This window comes from Kitasatospora sp. NPDC059817 (genome assembly GCF_042731835.1).
Taxonomy (GTDB): domain Bacteria; phylum Actinomycetota; class Actinomycetes; order Streptomycetales; family Streptomycetaceae; genus Kitasatospora.
Genome location: NZ_JBHWIR010000015.1, coordinates 43,127 through 59,010, shown reverse-complemented (window position 1 = coordinate 59,010; position 15,884 = coordinate 43,127). Strand labels below are relative to the sequence as shown.

The window sequence follows — 15,884 nt, the reverse complement described above, 5'->3', positions numbered from 1 at the left end:
GTCCGGTACGGGAGTTCGGTGGCTCGGACGCCGGGCCTCATGCGGAGACCAGGTAGGAGAAGACGCTCTCCAGCGACTCGTCCGCCGGCGAGACGGTGTACAGCCGGATGTCCGCCTCCTGGGCGACCCGGGGCAGCAGGGTGGTGAAGCCCTGGAAGTTCACCGCCTCGATCCGCAGCGCCCGTTCCCGCGCGTCCACCTCGATACCGGTCGTGGAGCCGTCGGCGATCAGCGCGGCGGCCAGCCTGCGGTCGTCGCTGGAGCGGACCAGGTAGCGGTGCGGCCGGTCGGTCATCAGCCGGCGGATCTTCCGGAAGTCGCCCGAGGCGGCGTGCCGGCCGGCCACCACGACCTCGATGTGCCGGGCCAGTTGCTCGACCTCCTCCAGGATGTGGGAGGAGAACAGCACCGTCCGGCCGTCCGCGCCGAACCGGCGCAGCAGCTCCATCAGCTGGAGCCGCTGGCGCGGGTCCATGCCGTTGAACGGCTCGTCGAGCAGCAGCACGGCCGGGTCGTGGACCAGTGCGGAGGCCATCTTGACCCGCTGCTTCATGCCCTTGGAGTACGTCCCGGTGCGGCGGTCCTTGGCGTAGGCCATCTCCACCAGGTCCAGGGCGCGCCGGGCGGCGGCACCCGGGTCGGCGAGGCCGTGCAGTTCGGCGTTGGCGAGCACGAACTCCCAGCCGGTCAGGTAGTCGTACATCGACTCCCGCTCCGGGACCAGGCCGATCTGCCGGTACACCTGCTGGTTGCGCCAGATCGGCGCGCCGTCCAGGGTGACCGCCCCGCTGGAGGGCGCGAGGAATCCGCTCATCATGTGGATGAGGGTCGACTTGCCCGCGCCGTTCGGACCGAGCAGGCCGGTGATGCCTGGGCCGATCGTCATACTGATGTCGTTGACGGCGACCACGTTCCCGAACCAGCGGGAGACCTTGTCGATGGTGATGGTGGCCATGACGCCCTCTCAAACTCCTCGGTTCATCAGACGCTGCGGTAGCGGCGCAGCAGCAGCCCGTACGAGCCGGACACCATCGCGAGAACGGCGACGGTGAAGACGACCACGCCGAGCCCGCCGGGCGCGTGCATCCGGCCGCCCATCCCGCCGACGTCGAAGAGCTGGTTGGTCAGGCTCTCCACCAGGTCGTTCGGCGACAGCAGCGCGATCCACTGGGCGGAGTCCGGGACGGTGAGCTCGGTGGCGGTGCCGATCCGGGTCAGGATCGCCACCACGGCCGTGCTGATCGCCAGGTAGCCCATGATCCCGGCCACCCCGAAGCCGCGGCGCGGGGTCGCGGCGGCGACCACCAGCGCCACCGAGGTCGGCACCAGGGAGTACAGCAGGGCGGCGACCAGGCCGGACAGGAAGTGCCCGGTGTTGTGCCCGAAGTCCAGCCCGCCCAGCAGCGCCCCGATGTAGAGGACCAGCAACGGCGCAGCCATCAGCAGGAACTGGGCGCTGACCATGGCGGCGAACTTGGCCCGGACGTAGTCGGCGCGGGTGATCGGGCGGGAGAAGTACAGCGGGACGGTGTGGTACCGGAGATCCCGGGAGAACAGCACCGGCGCCTGCGAGGCCAGGAAGATCGACACGACCAGCACGAACGAGGACAGGTACCGCGGGTAGTCCAGCGGCAGCTCCTTCGCACTGGTGGCGAGCGCGATCGCCACCATGACCACGGCCGGCAGCGTGACCACGCCGAGCACCAGCATCGGCAGCACCTTGGACTTGCCGGAGCGCCCGAGCCCGTACGCGGCGCGCAGGCTCTGGGTGAACAGCGAGCGGGTCGCGTAGGCCCGGCCGAGCCGGGGCCCGGTGTAGCCGCGGTAGCCGATGTCGTGGATGACGCCGGTGTCGGCGGACCTGGTGTCAGGAGGCAGCGACATCGTCCGTCCCTCCCCTGTTCTCGTCGGTGAAGATTTCGGCGACCCGGTGGCGGCGCTGCTCCAGCCGGACCAGGCCGAGGCCCAGGCCGGCGACCGTGTCGCGGATGGTGTCGTAGGTGTCGTCGCCGGCCAGCCGGACCAGCAGCAGGTGCGAACCCTCCGGCTGGACGGACAGCCCGGCGGCGGCCAGCCGTGCCCGGACGGCGTCGCCCGGCTCCGGGACGGCGTCCTGCGGGTGGTCCGTCACCTCGACCGCCAGGACGGCCGTCGCCTCGGTGAAGGAGGCGGTGGACGAGGAGCGCAGCAGCTTGCCGCCGTCGATCACGACCAGGTGGTCGCAGGTGCGCTCCAACTCGCCGAGCAGGTGGGTGGTGACCAGCACCGAAATCCCGAAGTCGGTGTGCACCCGGCGGATCAGGCCCAGCATCTCGTCCCGGCCCGCCGGGTCGAGACCATTGGTCGGCTCGTCCAGCAGCACCAGCTTCGGGTCGTGCACCAGCGCCTGCGCGAGCTTGACCCGCTGCTTCATGCCGGTCGAGTACCCGCCCATCGGCCGGTACCGCTCCTCGTACAGGCCGACGTGCCGCAGGGTGTCCGCGGTGCGCTCACGGGCGGCGGTGGCCGGCAGCCCCGCCATCCGCGCCATGTGCACCACGAACTCGGTCGCCGACACGTCCGGTGGCAGGCAGTCGTGTTCGGGCATGTAGCCGACCCGTTCACGGATCTCCGGGCCCCGGGTGGCGACGTCCAGGCCGAGGACCTCGCCGCGGCCGGACGTCGCCGGGGCGAGGCCGAGCAGGATCTTGATGAGGGTGGACTTACCCGCCCCGTTGGCCCCGACCAGCCCGACCACCCCGGGCCGCACCTCGACGGTGAGCTGGTCGAGGGCGGTGACCCGGGGGAACCTCTTGGTGAGGCCATCCGTCTTGATGACAGCAGTGGACACCTGCTCAACGTAACGGGCTTGCGCGCCAAGGGCTATGAGCTGGAATGACGAGCCCGTCTGCTGCTGCGGTATGACGCCGCCGACGATCTCCCCTAAGGGGCGGAGGGTCTCCCCTCAGGGTCGACGCGACGCTCAGCCCAGCTGGGCGAGGCCCTCGGTGGCGATCTGCTCGAAGACGGCGAGGTCGTTCTCGAAGATCGAGTCCGGCACCGGCCAGTGGATCACCAACTCGGTGATGCCCAGCTCCTGGTACTTCCCCGCCCAGTCCACGAAGGCGTCCAGCGACTGAAGCGGCCGCTCCGCCGTCGAGCCCTGGAGCAGCATCTTCTCCAGCTCGCGCACGTCCCGCCCGGTCGCGTCGCAGGCCGCGGTCAGCTTCTCGATCTGCTTCCCGACCACCTCGGGCGCCCGCTCGACGGGCACGTCCGCCGGACCCTTCGGGTCCCCGTACGTCACCCAGCCCTGGCCGTACTCAGCCGCCAGCTTCAGCCCGCGCGGACCGGTCGCGGCGACGTAGAACGGCAGTCGCGGGGTCTGCACGCAGCCGGGGATGTTCCGGGCCTCGACCGCCGAGTAGTGCGCCCCCTCGCGCGTCGTGGCGTCCGTACGCAGCAACTCGTCAAGCAGCGGCAGGAACTCGCCGAACCGGTCCGCCCGCTCCTTCGGCGACCACGCCTCCTGCCCCAGCGCCGTCGCGTCGAAGCCCGTCCCACCGGCCCCGATGCCCAGCGTCACCCGCCCGCCGGACACGTCGTCCAGCGTGATCAGCTCCTTCGCCAGCGTCACCGGGTGCCGGAAGTTCGGCGATGTCACCAGCGTCCCCAGCCGGATCCGCTCGGTGGCGGTCGCCGCAGCCGTCAGCGTGGGGACCGAGCCGAACCACGGCTCGTCCCGGAAGCTCCGCCAGGACAGGTGGTCGTAGGTGTAGGCGGCATGGAAGCCGAGCTCCTCGGCCCGCCGCCAGATCTTCTGCCCCTCGCTCCACCGGTGGATGGGGAGGATCACGGTACTCAAGCGCATGCCGTCGACCCTACGTGTTCACTCCGGCAGGTGAGGTTTCGAGCGACCCTCGGCTAGAGCGCCTTCACGGCCGCTACCGTGGCGCCGTGGGTGCATCGGGCAGGGCGGGGCCGAGCTTTGGACCATGATCGATGAGGGCCACCGTCGGTGCCTACGGCGAGAGCCGAGCAACTCACACATCACTTCGGATCACTTCGGAACCGGCTTGTGGGGAGAGCAGGACATGGCGATCGCCGTTCGGGGCGCGGATCACGGCGAGCGCGCGCTCGCCGACCTCATCGAGCGCTGTGCCGAGTTGAAGGGGGAGCTGGTCGCCTTCGCGCAAGGTGCGCGCTTCGACCGGTGGTTGACGCCCCTTCTGTTGGAGGCCGCCGGGCCGGAGCGGCTGCTGGACGAGGGTGAGGCGGTCCGGATCACCGACCACTTCATCCTGCGCTTCCGCCTGCCGGACGGTTCGACGGTGGTGGACCGGTTCGTCGGTGGGCGGCGGGACTTGGGCGAGATCGACCGGGAGATGCTGCTCGGCTGGCGGGACCCGGTCGAGGGGATCTTCGAGATCCGCCGCAAGGACGGGGATGCCCTCGTCCTGCTGAACCTGGTCGACGACCTGGAGTACCGCACCTACTCGAACGCCGGACGAGCTGCTTTCCGCGGAGTGACGAGGGGAGGGTTCCTCCACACCTGCCTGGTGCCGGTCTTCTCGGCCGACGGGACGTGGCTGGTCTCCGGGGCGATGTCGTACTACCCCAAGTCCAGCGCCACCGAGATCGCCCGGGCCGCACTCCAACTGGCCACCAGCCACCCCGAACTGGTCTTCCGCAACCCCGAGAAGATCGAGCAGGGATGGGAGTCGATGCGGAAGGACCGGGCCGCGTTCGTCGAGTTCTTCGGCAGCGACGAACTGGTCCTTCCGCCCGCCGAAGCCGAGGAACGGCTCAACGCCTACTACCGGCACCGGCGGGAGGACACCGCCGCTGAGCATCCCGACCGCGCCCGGGGCAGGCGGCTCCCGGGCCTCGACTTCCCGGCTTTCGAGCTGCCGCGGGACCTTGCGGAGGCGGACACCGTCGGAGTCATCTACGACGCGGTCGACGGACTCAACTTCTACGCGGGCTACGGGCTGTTGCGGGACCTCTTCGCCGACCCTTCCCGCACGGGCCGTAAACCGCACCAGGACCTGCTGCGCACATTCCTGCGCGAGGAGTCGATCACGCCACTGCCGATCCGCCGACTGGCCGCCGCCCACCCGGAGACGGCCGACTCGGTGTTCCGGAAGCTGCTGCGGAAACCCGGGTTCACCTGGAGCGAGCACGGCGAGGAACTGTTGCGCCGCCGCAAGCCCTGGTACTACGCGCAGGAGCCCCGCCCCGGCGTCTCCGTCATCGGCGAGCGCCTCGGCGAACTGGCCGCCGGCGGGCGACGGCAGCGGTTCACCAGCGCACGGCGCGTGCCGGGCCAACCCCATCGCCCGTAGCCGCGAACGCCGAGAACGCCGTGGCCGCCGTCGTCAGAAGTCCGCTGAAGGGCGGCCGGTCAGAGCTGGCGCACGATGGGGAGGGTGTCCGTGCCGCGCTGGCGGGCGGCGCGGCGGGCGAGGCCGGGGGAGTTGCCGGTGCCGAGGATCTGGCCGTCGGCGATCGCGATCCAGGTGCCCGGTGCCAGTCCGGTGGGCGGGGTGAGGGACAGGGCCGACGTCAGGGCGGGGTCCGGTTGGAGGCGGTCGGGGCGTGGGGCCGGCGATTCGGTGCCGGAGCGCCAGCGGGCCGTCGTCCGCTCGCCGCCCAGTCGGCGTGACCACAGCACGTGCTGCAGCACGATCAGGGGGCCGAGCACGGTCAGCAGGGGGAAGCCCGCGGTCAGCGCGCCCAGGGCGAACAGCGCGCTGACCGCGCTGGTCACGACCACTCCGACGGCTGCCGCCAGCAACGCGGCCGTCCGTCCGAACGCCTTGGCGGCGACCAGCGGGAACAGCACGAGGAGCAGCAGGTCGCCGAGGCCCACGGCGACCGGCGGGCTGCCGCCCGTCAGGACGAGCATCGGGGCGAACGGCCTTCCCTGGACCTGGGTGACGAAGTTCGCGGTGACCTGCGTCAGGGTGGTCGCCACCAGGTCGTAGCAGGACAGGACGGCGGCCAGGCCGGCCGCGTGCGCCGATCGCATTCCGCTCTGCGTCCACAGGTTGGCCACGCCCACCACCGCGACGGCGAGCATCACGTCGGTGCAGGCGCGCACCGCGACGGGGTGGCCGCTGCACGCCGCCGTGGCGCCGGCGGCCACGAGTGCGAGGCCCCAGGCCCAGCGGCCGGAGCAGACCGGTGCCAGGGTGAACTGCACCGCCAGGCAGAGCACCAGGCCGAACAGCGCCGAGACGACCACGCCCGGCAGCTTGAGGTAGAGCAGCGGGGCGAGCACGACGCCGACGCACAGGACGGCGATGTCGCCGGAGGTGTAGACGCCCACCGGAGGCCTGGGCATCCGCACGCGGACCAGGTACCCCCCGGCCGCGGCCATCAGCAGGGCCACGCAGCAGCTCAGGGCGACGAGGGGGATCGCGTTCATGCGCCGCTCCCGGCCCGGACGCCGACCGGACGGGCCGACTCGAAGGTGTGTTCCCGCAGGTCCGCGCGGACCGGGCTGGACGGCGGCAGTTTCGACCGGTCGTCGTGGAGCACGATGCCGGCCAGCGGCAGCCCCGCCGCCGATGCCCCCTGTTCGAGCCTGCGGTGCAGTGTCGCCGCGGGCAGCGCACGGACCAGGAGGTGCAGCAGCGCACCGCCGTCCGGCTCCTCGGTCAGCGTGTATCTGGCCGGCAGCGGCACGTCCGGCTCCCCCTCGACCAGGTCGAGGACGTCCCTGGTCGGCACGGAGGCGCTGAGCGGCCCCGACCAGCGGCCCAGGACGGCGGACGTGGCCGGCAGGTGCGCCCACTCGCACCCGGCCTCGCCGACGGGCAGCCGGACCAGGTCGCCGGTGGCGTACCGCAGCAGCAGGGTGCACTCCCGGTAGGGCACGAAGGGGGTGTGCACCAGCATGCCGACCTCCCCCGGCGCGGTCGGCTCCCAGGTCTGCGGGTCGAGCACCTCCAGGTGCCCGAACTCGGTGGTGTGGTGCAGATGCCCCTGGGAGCACGGCGTGCCGCCCGAGGGGAGCGTCTCCGTCATCAGGTAGGACGTGGACACCGGTGCGCCGAACGCCGCTTCGGCCCGCTCCCGCAGGGGGGTCGACAGCACCTCGCCGCCCACCCCGATGCTCTCCAGCCCGAAGTCCGCGGACCGCCACCCGCCCTGCTCGGCCTCCTGTACGAGCGCGGAGAGGTACGACGCGGAGGCGGTGAGGTGGGTGATCTGCGGGGCCTTGCCGGGCAGGCCGAGCGGTGCGGCGAGGCGGTCCAGGGCGAGCGCGGGGTCGATCGTCCCGAACTGGACGAACGAGGCGCCGACCCGGGTGGTGGACTCCTCGGCGACGACCAGCGGCAGGGTGGCCCTGGAGCAGCCCGCGTACGCCACGGTGTGCTGGGGGCGCAGCCCGAGGGTCAGTGCCGCCGAGATGGTGCTGAGGGCGATCGTCGTCTCCAACTCGGCCCGGGAATACCAGACCGCGGTCGGGGTGCCGCTGGTGCCGGTGGTCAGCGCCATCAGGGCGGGCTCGGCGGCGGCGGAGACGAACGCGGCGGGCAGGCCGCGCAGGGCCGCCTTCGGGGTGACGGGCACCCGCGACCAGGTCTCCGTGTCGAGCGTGTCGGGGTCGATCCCGAGGTCGTCGAAGGTCCGCCGGTAGTAGGCCGTGTGGCGGACGGCGGCGCGCGCGGTGGCCCGCAGGCTCCGCCGGGTGACCGTGCGCCGCACCTCCGGGTCGACCTGCCCGGCCTGCCCCGGCAGCAGTGCCGAGTCCGCGCCCGGCTCGCCGAACTCGGCGAGCGTGCGGACCATGTCGTCGGCGATCCGTCCGAGGTCCTGGGGCCGGATCCTGCGGTTGAGCAGGATCGATGCGCCGTACCGGAGTTGACTCACCGCAGTGCCGAACACGAGACCTCCTGGAACCTGGGCCGGGGATGCTCACCCCGGCCCAGGCCGGGACGACTCGGTCAGGCCATGTGCGCGAACATGGCGGCGGTCAGGGTGCTCAGGGCGTACTTGAAGTAGTGCTTGACCATGTCAAGACCTCCTGGTGGGGCTGGCCGGCGCGGCCGAGCACGCCCCTATGACGTGCTCCGGCGCCGGCGGGTGGGGAGTGCAGTTTAGGGAATCGAACAATGCGCGACCAGAGGTGAGACGGCATCAAATTCCGTGCCACGAAAGGGCGGTGGCGCAGCTCGGCCGGGCAGGGCCTACGGGTGCGGGCGGGTGCGCTGGGCCGGGAGGCGGGGCTCGGGGGCGCGGCGGGCGATCTCGGCGAGGGTGTGGAAGAGGACGTCGCCGAGCAGGACCGGCTCGCGGGAGGCGTCCGGGGAAGCGCCCGAGGAGGCGTCCGGGGAGGCGGCGGGCGGGATGGTCGGGGGAGGCTCGTCTCGGAGCTGGCGAGTGGGCATGGCTCTTCCTGCCGACGGGGTGGCCGTGCACACTCCTGCCCGTCGCGCCCGGGGGACACCCCGGCCGCCGGGCGAATAGGCCGGAAACGGCGCCTCGGGGGCCGAAAGCCACAGGTCCGGCGGGTCGGCGGCGCCGTCCTGCGGGTCCGCGACGAGGTCCGTCCTCGCCGGTGACCGGTGTGGCACCGATGGGCGAAGATGGACCGGTGACCGAAGCCCGTACCGCCCCCCGCCTCATCGCCACCGACCTGGACGGCACCCTGCTGTGCGCCGGCGGCACCGTCAGCGAACGCACCGCCGCGGCCCTGGCGGCCGCGGAGGCGGCCGGGGTGCAGGTGGTGTTCGTCACCGGGCGGCCGCCGCGCTGGATGCAGCAGGTGAGCGCGCACATCGGCGGCCACGGGGTGGCGATCTGCTCGAACGGCGGCGCGGTGGTGGACGTGCGGCGCGGTGAGCTGCTGGAATCGTTCCCGCTGCCGGTGGAGACGACCCTGGCGGTGGTCGAGGTGCTGCGCGCCAAGCTGCCCGGCACCGCGTTCGCCTTCGAGTACCCGGACGGGTGGGCCCGCGAGCCCGAGTACGCGGTGCCGATGTGGGGCGACGACCTGGAGCACGCGGTCGGCCCGGCGGAGAAGCTGCTGAGCGCCGGCGGGCCGGTCCGGGGCCTGTTCAAGCTGCTGGCCAAGCACCCCGACCTCGACCCGGACACGTTCCTCACCCAGGCCCGGGAGGCCGCCGGGCAGCTGGCCGAGATCACCCGCTCGGCGCCGATCCCGCTGCTGGAGATCAGCGCGCCCGGCGTCACCAAGGCCAGCACGCTGGCCCGTTGGTGCGCCGGGCACGGGATCGACCGGAGCGAGGTGGTGGCCTTCGGCGACATGCCGAACGACCTGGAGATGCTGGACTGGGCCGGCACCGCGTACGCCGTCGCCAACGCGCACCCGCAGGTGCTGGCGGCGGTGCCGCTGCACACCGTGAGCAACGAGCAGGACGGCGTCGCGGCGGTGCTGGAGGAGCTGCTGCGGTTCCCCTAGCTCCCCTGGCTCCCCTGGCTCCCCTAGGACGTATCGCCCGGGCCTAGCCGAAGCGGCCGTTCACGTAGTCGGAGGTCCGCTGGTCGCGCGGGTTGCCGAAGACCTGCGCGGTCGGCCCGGCCTCCACGATCCGGCCCGGGGTGTCGTGGGTGGCCAGGAAGAAGGCGCAGGTCTGCGAGACGCGCTGGGCCTGCTGCATGTTGTGGGTGACGATCACGATGGTGAGCCGCCCGCGCAGTTCGGCGATGGTCTCCTCGACCCGTCGGGTGGAGGTCGGGTCGAGCGCGGAGCACGGCTCGTCCATCAGCAGGATGTCCGGCGAGACCGCCAACGACCGTGCGATGCAAAGGCGTTGCTGCTGCCCGCCGGAGAGTGAGCCGCCCGGGGTGTGCAGCCGGCTGGAGACCTCGTCCCAGAGCCCGGCGCGGCGCAGGCTGGTCTCCACCAGGTCCCGGCGCTCCTCCTTGGAGACCTTGATCCCGGCCAGCTTCAGGCCGCTGGCGACGTTGTCCTGGATGGACATCGCCGGGAACGGGTTGGGCCGCTGGAACACCATGCCGATCCGGCGCCGCACCTCGGCGGGGCGCCGACCGGGACGGTAGACGTCGTCGCCCTCCAGCAGCACCTCGCCGGAGAGCGCGGCGCCGCGCACCATCTCGTGCATCCGGTTGAGGATCCGCAGGTAGGTGGACTTGCCGCAGCCGGACGGGCCGATCAGCGCGGTGACCTCGCCGGCCGGCATCGCCAGCGAGACCCGCTCCAGCACCTTGCGGGCGCCGAACCAGGCGGAGACCTCCCTGGTCTCCAGCCCGGCCAGCGGCTCGCCGCCGGGGTGCGGGGCCGGCGGCAGCGGCGGGAGGGTGAGGGTGTCGGCGGCCGGGTCGGTCGCCGGGGCGTCGACCGTCCCCAGGCCGGTGGTCGGGGTGTCGGTCATCGGTGCATCCGTCATCGGTACGGCCTTCCGGGCGCGCTTCAGTAGAGGTTGGGCAGCAGGGCGGCGGCGTTCTCGTAGACCGCCCAGAGCAGTGCGCCGAGCACCGGCGCGAGGCTCAGGTAGGCCGCCGAGGCCCGCCAGTACCGGGCCAGCAGGAGCGCGCCGAGCACCACGCCCAGCAGTCCGAGCGACCACAGTTGCAGCGTGGCCAGCGCGCCCTTGTCGGCGGCCAGCGCCTTGTCGTACGGGACGGTCCGGGGCCGGCCGCCGGGGTTCTGCTGGGGGTCGCCGTCCAGCCGGGCTCCGACCATCACGGTCGAGCCGGGGATCCAGTCCGAGTCCCCGGTGACCAGGACGAGCCGGTTGCGGGCCGGGTCGGTGATCGGGTGGTCGCCGTCGCCGTACACGTTGACGGTGTAGGTGAACTTGCCCTGCCCGGTGGTGGCCTCGATCTTGTCGCCGACCCGGAGCCCGGACAGCTCGGCGAAGGGCGCGCCGAAGGTGGCGCCGCGGCCGAACAGCACCGCGACGCCGCCCTGGCCGGGCAGGGCGGTGTCCCGGCGGTGGCCGGGCCCGCGCATGAGGTCCCGGCCGGTGGTGCCCTCGACCACGACAGCCTGGTGCAGGCCGATCGCCGGGATGTCCAGCAGGGCCACCGGGGCGCCGTCGGCGGCGGCCCCGGTGGGGGCGACGGCCCGGGCGAGCTGGTCCCGGAAGGTCTTGTACGCGGTGGACTGGAAGTGCCGTTCCTGGACGTGCGAGAGCGTGAACAGGTAGCCGACGAAGCCCAGCACCAGCGCGGCCAGCAGGCTGGCCACCCGGGCGCCCTGGAGGAGGCGGCGCCGCGAAGGGGCGGCGGCGGGCCCGGCCGCGGGGGTCGCGGCGGGTGGGCCCGCGGGCGTGGCCGGCCGCACGGGGGCGGCCGGCTTCTCCAGCACCGGGGCGGTCACGAGGCGCCGTCCGAGGACTTGCGCCGCCGCAGCAGCCGCCGGCCGAGCAGCGGCGGGACGAGCACCACGGCGAGCAGTTCGAGGGCGGTGAGCGTGCTCAGCGTCCAGTCCTCGGGCTTGCCGGCCACCTCGACCACGTTCGCCGCGACCTCGGTGCTGCCGCCGCGGCCGCGGGCGACGACCTGGCCGGTCTGCGGGTCGACGACGTCCTCGGTGCCCGGGTCGCCCGGCGCGGCGCCGGCCGCGTTCGGGTCCGTGCCGGCCGCGCCGTCGGCAGCTGCGCCGCCGTCCCCGGTGCCGCCGGTGCCCGCGCCGCCACCGCCCGTACCGCCACCGGTACCGCCGGTGCCGCCGGACGTGCCTGCGGCCGTGCCGTTGCCGGTCCGGCCCGAACCGCCGGCGGCCGTGCCGCCCGTGCCGCCGGTACCGCCCGTGCCGCCCGTGCCGCCGGTACCGCCGGCCGCGCCGCCGCCGGTGCCGCCCGAACTACCCGCGCCCGAACCGGTCTTGACCGGCTGGCCGCCCTGCACGGTGCAGTCCAGCGGAGCGCCCTGCTTGTCGCAGGGGCTGGGCTGCGGCGCGTTCTTGAGGACGGTCAGCTCACCGGCCGAGTTGAAGGTCGGGTTCGCGCAGTTGGAGAGGGTGTCCGGGTCGACGGGGCTGGCGTTGCCCGGGATGCTCTTGGTCTGCAGCAGCCCGCCCTTGACCAGGTTGCGCGGGATCGGCGAGTAGCCGAGGCCGTCCGCCTCGCCCTGGCCCTCGCACAGGACGTAGGCGAGGAAGCGGCTGAGTGCGCCGCCCTTGTCGTTGTTGAAGCGGGGCGGCGGCTTGAGCTCCGCTCCGGCGCGCGGCACGATCACGTAGCTGTAGCTGGAGATCGGGTAGGCGCGGGGGTCGTCCATCGTGTAGACGCCGTCGAGGTTCTGCTGGAGGTAGTTCGGGTCGGTCGCCGGGGTGTTGTCGTCGACGCCGCGGATCTTCGCCGCGGTGAGCGCGACCGCCACGTTGGAGGCCGTCGGCAGGGAGTAGTAGCCGGCCTTGTTGAGCACCTTCACGACCGGCCAGTTGCTGCGCTTGGCGAAGGCGTACTCGTCGTAGCCGATGGTGCCCTGGCCGATCGAGGACTTGATGTAGCCCGCGACGATGTCGGAGCCGTTCTGCGCGGTCATCCGGCCGGACGGCGGGTAGAACTCGGTGTAGTCGCCGCAGGTGGTGCCGTTGACGGACTTGCAGTAGTCGTCCCACTGGGCCTGGTAGCTGTGCTCCATCCAACGGGTGAACTGCGCGGTGGCGCCGGAGCCGTCCGAGCGGACCACCGGGGTGATCGGCATGCTCTGCAGCGGCTTGCCATAGTCGGCGGTGATCTTCGGGTCGTTCCAGTTGGTGATCTTGTTGGTGAAGATGTCCACGATGGTCTGCGGGGAGAGTCGCAGGTCGCGGACCTGCTTGCCGCCGACCTGCAGGTTGTACATGAAGGTGGTGCCGCCCGCGGTGATCGGCACGTACGAGAAGCCGTAGACCGGGTTCTCCCGGCCGCCCTGGCCGCCGGTGCGGGCCGATTCGCTGAGGCCGGTGTCATCCCCGCTGCGGAACGGCACGTCCGAGGCGGTGAAGTCGGTCTGCCCGTTGCTCCAGGCCGTGCGGCCGGCGGCCGAACCGACCGGGTTGAAGTTGATCTGGATGCCCTGCGGCCCGACGTCCTGGCGCCACTGGTCGATCGCCGGACCGGACCAGCTGGAGCCCTGGGCGCTCAGCGCGACCGACGCCGCGAACGCCGCCCCCTGCCCGAGCAGCAGTGAGGCCGCGGCGAGCGACAGGGACAGCAGCACGGCCAGGGTGCGGGCCACGGGGCGGCTTGCGGCCTCCCACGACATGGGAACTCCTCTGGTACGGAGGGTGGTTGGGCGGGACATCAGCGCTTCTCCGGCTGGATGGCGTACGGGCGGGCGACGGCGGCCGCGGCGGCCGCCTCGAGACGACGGACGTCCCGGTTGATCCGGCGCTTCTGACCCCTCGTCAACTGGCCGGGCCGACGGCCGCCGAGCACCCGGGCGGTGACGAACAGGACCAGCACCACGGCCATCAGGGTCAGCCCCGCGGCGAAGGCCCGCGCGACCATCTCGGGGTAGGGCTGCTTGACGTAGTTCCAGATGTAGAGCGGCAGCGACACCTGAGGCTCGGTGAACGGGTCGGCATTGAACTGCGCGGTGAAGCCCGAGGTCAGGAGCACCGGCGAGGTCTCGCCGACGCCGCGCGCCATGCCGAGCACCACCGCCGTCACCAGACCGGGCCGGGCGGTCGGCAGCACCACGTTCCACACCGTCCGCCACTGGCTGCCGCCGAGCGCGTACGAGGCCTCGCGCAGGGTGCCCGGCACCAGCCGGATGACCACCTCGGCGGCCCGGGTGACGATCGGCATCATCATCACGGTCAGCGCCAGCGAGGCCGCGAACCCGCTCTGCTCGAACCCGAGGGTGAGGATCACCACGCCGAGCACGAACAGGCCCGCGACGATCGACGGCAGCGCGGTCATCGCCTCGACCAGGGTCCGCACCGGACGGGCCATCCGGCCGCCGACCTCGGACATGAAGACCGCCGCGGCGATGCCCAGCGGCACCGCGAACAACGTGGCCAGGCCCAGCTGTTCGAGCGAGCCGACGATCGCGTTGAGCGCACCGCCGGAGGTGATCGGGGAGAGCGCGGCCGTCCTCTCCATCGACTCGGTGAAGAAGTTCAGGTGCTGGGCCGCCTCGGAGCCTCGGACCACCAGATAGCCGATCTGGTCGACGATCAGCGCGAGCACCAGCAGTCCGGAGCTCCACGCGACCACCGACACCAGGCGCTCGCGCACCAGCAGCCTGCCCCACTGGAGCCGCCCGAGGGTGAAGTAGCCGGCCAGGAACAGCACGTACCAGCAGACCAGGAAGCCGAACGCGCCGCTGAACGGCAGGATCCGCTCGTAGCTCATCCAGTCCAGCGCCAGCGAGCCGACCAGCGAGCCGGCCACGGTGAGCACGTCCTCGCGGGTGACCCCGCCGAGCTTCAGGCGCCGCTCCGGGCGCGGGGGTACGGGTGCGGGGGCGGGCGGCGCCTCGGCGGGCTCGGACGCGGCCACGGGTGGCAGGTCGAGCGTGGTCATCGGGTCGTCCCTTCAACGGGGTTGGTCATGTCGGCCGCCCTTCTCAGTCCGCGGTCGAGGCGCCGGAGCGCGACCGGTTGATCACGAAACCGGCCGCGACGTTGACCAGCAGGGTCAGTGCGAACAGCACCAGGCCGGCCGCCATCAGCGCGGAGAGCGACAGCGCGTCCGACTCGCCGAAGCGCAGCGCGATCAGCGCCGAGATCGAGTTGGCGCCGTTCTCGAGGATGTGTGTGATGGTCTTGAAGTTCGGCGAGATGATCAGCGCGACGGCGATCGTCTCCCCCATCGCCCGGCCGAAGCCCAGCATCACCGCGCCGATCACACCGCCCTTGCCGAACGGCAGCACCACCGCGCGCACCATCCCCCAGCGGGTCGAGCCGAGCGCGTACGCGCCCTCCCGCTCGCCCTGCGGGGCCTGGGAGAACACCTCCCGGCTGAGCGAGGTGACGATCGGGATGATCATCAGGGAGACCACGACGCCCGCGATGAAGGTGGACGAGGTGTAGGACGTCCCGATGTCGCCGGTGCGCACCTTGAGGAAGGGGATCGCGTCGCCGAGGTGGTTGGCCAGCCAGCGGACGAAGCCGATGATGCGCGGCTGGAGGAAGAACAGCCCCCACAGGCCGTAGATGATGCTGGGGATCGCCGCCATCAGGTCGATCAGCGAGACCAGCACCGAACGCAGCCGCACGGGCGCGTACTCGGCGATGAAGACCGCCGTGGTCAGCGCCACCGGGACGGCGATGGCCAGGGCGATCACGGCGATCAGCAGGCCGTTCGGCAGGACGGCGGCGATGCCGAAGTTGTGCGCGGCGGTCTGCCACTTCTGCTCGGTCAGGAACGACCAGCCCACCGCGCGCAGCGCGTCCGTGCCGCGCAGCAGCAGGAAGAACGCGATCAGCCCCATGATGGCGAAGACCGAGATCCCGGCGAGCCGCAGCACGCCGCGGAACACCCGGTCGCCGGGGGTGGCGGGGGCGGTGATGACGCGCGGGACGTCGGGGTCGGGCTGGCCGTCGGGGTGGCCTGGCGCCCCGGCGTACGGTGCCGCGGGCTCGGCGGCGGCTGTCATGGTCTGCTCTCCGTGCTCGGGTACGGGTGCCGGGGCGGTGCCCCGGCCTGGACGGCGGCCCGACGAAAGCGTCGAAGGCGGCTCGGTCGGCTGGTTCGTGGTCGTCGGTCGGTCGCCGGCGTTCCGGTCGGTCGCCGGTCGGTCGGTCGCCGGCGTTCCGGCCGCCGGTCGGTCCGGTCGCCGACGCGCGGGCGGCGCGGGTCGGGCTGCGGGCCTGGTCAGCGGGCCCGGGGCAGACGGCAACGGGACCGGGCGGACGAGTCGGGGGGGGGGGGGGCGGGGGGCCCCCCCCCCCGGGCGGCGGGGGCGGCGCCGCCCGCGGCCGGGGGGGGCCCGCCGGCGGCGCGGCGCCCCCCCCCGCGCGCGCCCCCCCC

The 15,884-nt window shown here is 72.7% G+C and carries 14 protein-coding genes; 2 read left to right on the top strand and 12 right to left on the bottom strand.

The window, feature by feature from the left end; all coding sequences use genetic code 11:
- Positions 1 to 37: 37 nt before the first annotated feature.
- From ACFV61_RS05785 to ACFV61_RS05770, 4 genes are all read right to left on the bottom strand, one after another.
- Complete coding sequence (locus ACFV61_RS05785) at positions 38 to 955, bottom strand: ABC transporter ATP-binding protein (RefSeq protein ID WP_063348378.1); 918 nt, start codon at positions 953 to 955, stop codon at positions 38 to 40.
- A gap of 26 nt (positions 956 to 981) precedes the next feature.
- Entirely contained in the window at positions 982 to 1,884 is a 903-nt protein-coding gene (locus ACFV61_RS05780) for an ABC transporter permease (protein ID WP_063348379.1), read from the bottom strand.
- On the bottom strand, positions 1,868 to 2,830 hold the full coding sequence (locus tag ACFV61_RS05775) for an ABC transporter ATP-binding protein (RefSeq protein ID WP_063348380.1): 963 nt from the start codon (positions 2,828 to 2,830) through the stop codon (positions 1,868 to 1,870). The genes ACFV61_RS05780 and ACFV61_RS05775 overlap by 17 nt, the downstream gene beginning before the upstream one ends.
- 132 nt (positions 2,831 to 2,962) lie before the next feature.
- The gene (locus ACFV61_RS05770) at positions 2,963 to 3,850 is read right to left on the bottom strand and encodes an LLM class flavin-dependent oxidoreductase (protein WP_380426461.1); all 888 of its coding nucleotides are present in this window, start codon (positions 3,848 to 3,850) and stop codon (positions 2,963 to 2,965) included.
- 223 nt (positions 3,851 to 4,073) lie between these two features.
- Here ACFV61_RS05770 and ACFV61_RS05765 point away from each other — a divergent pair, with 223 nt between their 5' ends.
- Positions 4,074 to 5,324 (top strand): hypothetical protein, encoded by a 1,251-nt coding sequence (locus ACFV61_RS05765; RefSeq protein ID WP_380490306.1) that lies wholly within the window; start codon positions 4,074 to 4,076, stop codon positions 5,322 to 5,324.
- Between the two features lie 59 nt (positions 5,325 to 5,383).
- On the opposite strand, the gene ACFV61_RS05760 is transcribed toward ACFV61_RS05765, so the two are convergent.
- The 3 genes from ACFV61_RS05760 to ACFV61_RS05750 all read right to left on the bottom strand — a co-directional run bounded on the left by ACFV61_RS05760 (position 5,384) and on the right by ACFV61_RS05750 (position 8,378).
- Positions 5,384 to 6,409, bottom strand: coding sequence for a hypothetical protein (locus tag ACFV61_RS05760; protein WP_380490304.1), 1,026 nt, complete (start codon positions 6,407 to 6,409; stop codon positions 5,384 to 5,386).
- Positions 6,406 to 7,875 carry a phenylacetate--CoA ligase family protein gene (locus ACFV61_RS05755; protein WP_380490302.1) on the bottom strand — a complete coding sequence of 490 codons (1,470 nt, stop codon included), beginning with the start codon at positions 7,873 to 7,875 and terminating at the stop codon, positions 6,406 to 6,408. Before ACFV61_RS05755 ends, ACFV61_RS05760 begins: the two co-directional genes overlap by 4 nt.
- 302 nt (positions 7,876 to 8,177) lie before the next feature.
- Positions 8,178 to 8,378 carry a hypothetical protein gene (locus tag ACFV61_RS05750; protein WP_363368081.1) on the bottom strand — a complete coding sequence of 67 codons (201 nt, stop codon included), beginning with the start codon at positions 8,376 to 8,378 and terminating at the stop codon, positions 8,178 to 8,180.
- A gap of 188 nt (positions 8,379 to 8,566) precedes the next feature.
- Between ACFV61_RS05750 and ACFV61_RS05745 the strand changes: the two genes are divergently transcribed.
- Positions 8,567 to 9,412 (top strand): HAD family hydrolase, encoded by an 846-nt coding sequence (locus ACFV61_RS05745; RefSeq protein WP_063348386.1) that lies wholly within the window; start codon positions 8,567 to 8,569, stop codon positions 9,410 to 9,412.
- Between the two features lie 43 nt (positions 9,413 to 9,455).
- Here ACFV61_RS05745 and ACFV61_RS05740 read toward each other — a convergent pair whose 3' ends face one another.
- From ACFV61_RS05740 to pstC, 5 genes are read right to left on the bottom strand one after another with little or no spacing between them, the layout of a single operon-like run.
- On the bottom strand, positions 9,456 to 10,346 hold the full coding sequence (locus tag ACFV61_RS05740; protein WP_079135714.1) for a phosphate ABC transporter ATP-binding protein: 891 nt from the start codon (positions 10,344 to 10,346) through the stop codon (positions 9,456 to 9,458).
- Between the two features lie 38 nt (positions 10,347 to 10,384).
- Positions 10,385 to 11,296 (bottom strand): sortase, encoded by a 912-nt coding sequence (locus ACFV61_RS05735; protein ID WP_380426477.1) that lies wholly within the window; start codon positions 11,294 to 11,296, stop codon positions 10,385 to 10,387.
- Positions 11,293 to 13,170 carry a substrate-binding domain-containing protein gene (locus ACFV61_RS05730; RefSeq protein WP_380490300.1) on the bottom strand — a complete coding sequence of 626 codons (1,878 nt, stop codon included), beginning with the start codon at positions 13,168 to 13,170 and terminating at the stop codon, positions 11,293 to 11,295. Before ACFV61_RS05730 ends, ACFV61_RS05735 begins: the two co-directional genes overlap by 4 nt.
- Before the next feature lie 38 nt (positions 13,171 to 13,208).
- On the bottom strand, positions 13,209 to 14,435 hold the full coding sequence (gene pstA, locus ACFV61_RS05725; protein ID WP_380490298.1) for a phosphate ABC transporter permease PstA: 1,227 nt from the start codon (positions 14,433 to 14,435) through the stop codon (positions 13,209 to 13,211).
- Between the two features lie 43 nt (positions 14,436 to 14,478).
- Positions 14,479 to 15,510, bottom strand: a complete 1,032-nt coding sequence (gene pstC, locus ACFV61_RS05720; protein WP_063348389.1) for a phosphate ABC transporter permease subunit PstC — start codon at positions 15,508 to 15,510, stop codon at positions 14,479 to 14,481.
- Positions 15,511 to 15,884 lie beyond the last annotated feature (374 nt).

Excerpts from the sequence above, each read along its gene's own strand:
- ACFV61_RS05770 (WP_380426461.1), bottom strand. The coding sequence starts at position 3,850 with ATGCGCTTGAGTACCGTGATCCTCCCCATCCACCGGTGGAGCGAGGGG.
- ACFV61_RS05745 (WP_063348386.1), top strand. The coding sequence starts at position 8,567 with ATGGGCGAAGATGGACCGGTGACCGAAGCCCGTACCGCCCCCCGCCTC.
- ACFV61_RS05765 (WP_380490306.1), top strand. The coding sequence starts at position 4,074 with ATGGCGATCGCCGTTCGGGGCGCGGATCACGGCGAGCGCGCGCTCGCC.
- pstA (WP_380490298.1), bottom strand. The coding sequence starts at position 14,435 with ATGACCACGCTCGACCTGCCACCCGTGGCCGCGTCCGAGCCCGCCGAG.
- ACFV61_RS05780 (WP_063348379.1), bottom strand. The coding sequence starts at position 1,884 with ATGTCGCTGCCTCCTGACACCAGGTCCGCCGACACCGGCGTCATCCAC.
- ACFV61_RS05730 (WP_380490300.1), bottom strand. The coding sequence starts at position 13,170 with ATGTCGTGGGAGGCCGCAAGCCGCCCCGTGGCCCGCACCCTGGCCGTG.
- ACFV61_RS05785 (WP_063348378.1), bottom strand. The coding sequence starts at position 955 with ATGGCCACCATCACCATCGACAAGGTCTCCCGCTGGTTCGGGAACGTG.
- ACFV61_RS05760 (WP_380490304.1), bottom strand. The coding sequence starts at position 6,409 with ATGAACGCGATCCCCCTCGTCGCCCTGAGCTGCTGCGTGGCCCTGCTG.
- ACFV61_RS05740 (WP_079135714.1), bottom strand. The coding sequence starts at position 10,346 with ATGACCGACACCCCGACCACCGGCCTGGGGACGGTCGACGCCCCGGCG.
- ACFV61_RS05750 (WP_363368081.1), bottom strand. The coding sequence starts at position 8,378 with ATGCCCACTCGCCAGCTCCGAGACGAGCCTCCCCCGACCATCCCGCCC.
- pstC (WP_063348389.1), bottom strand. The coding sequence starts at position 15,510 with ATGACAGCCGCCGCCGAGCCCGCGGCACCGTACGCCGGGGCGCCAGGC.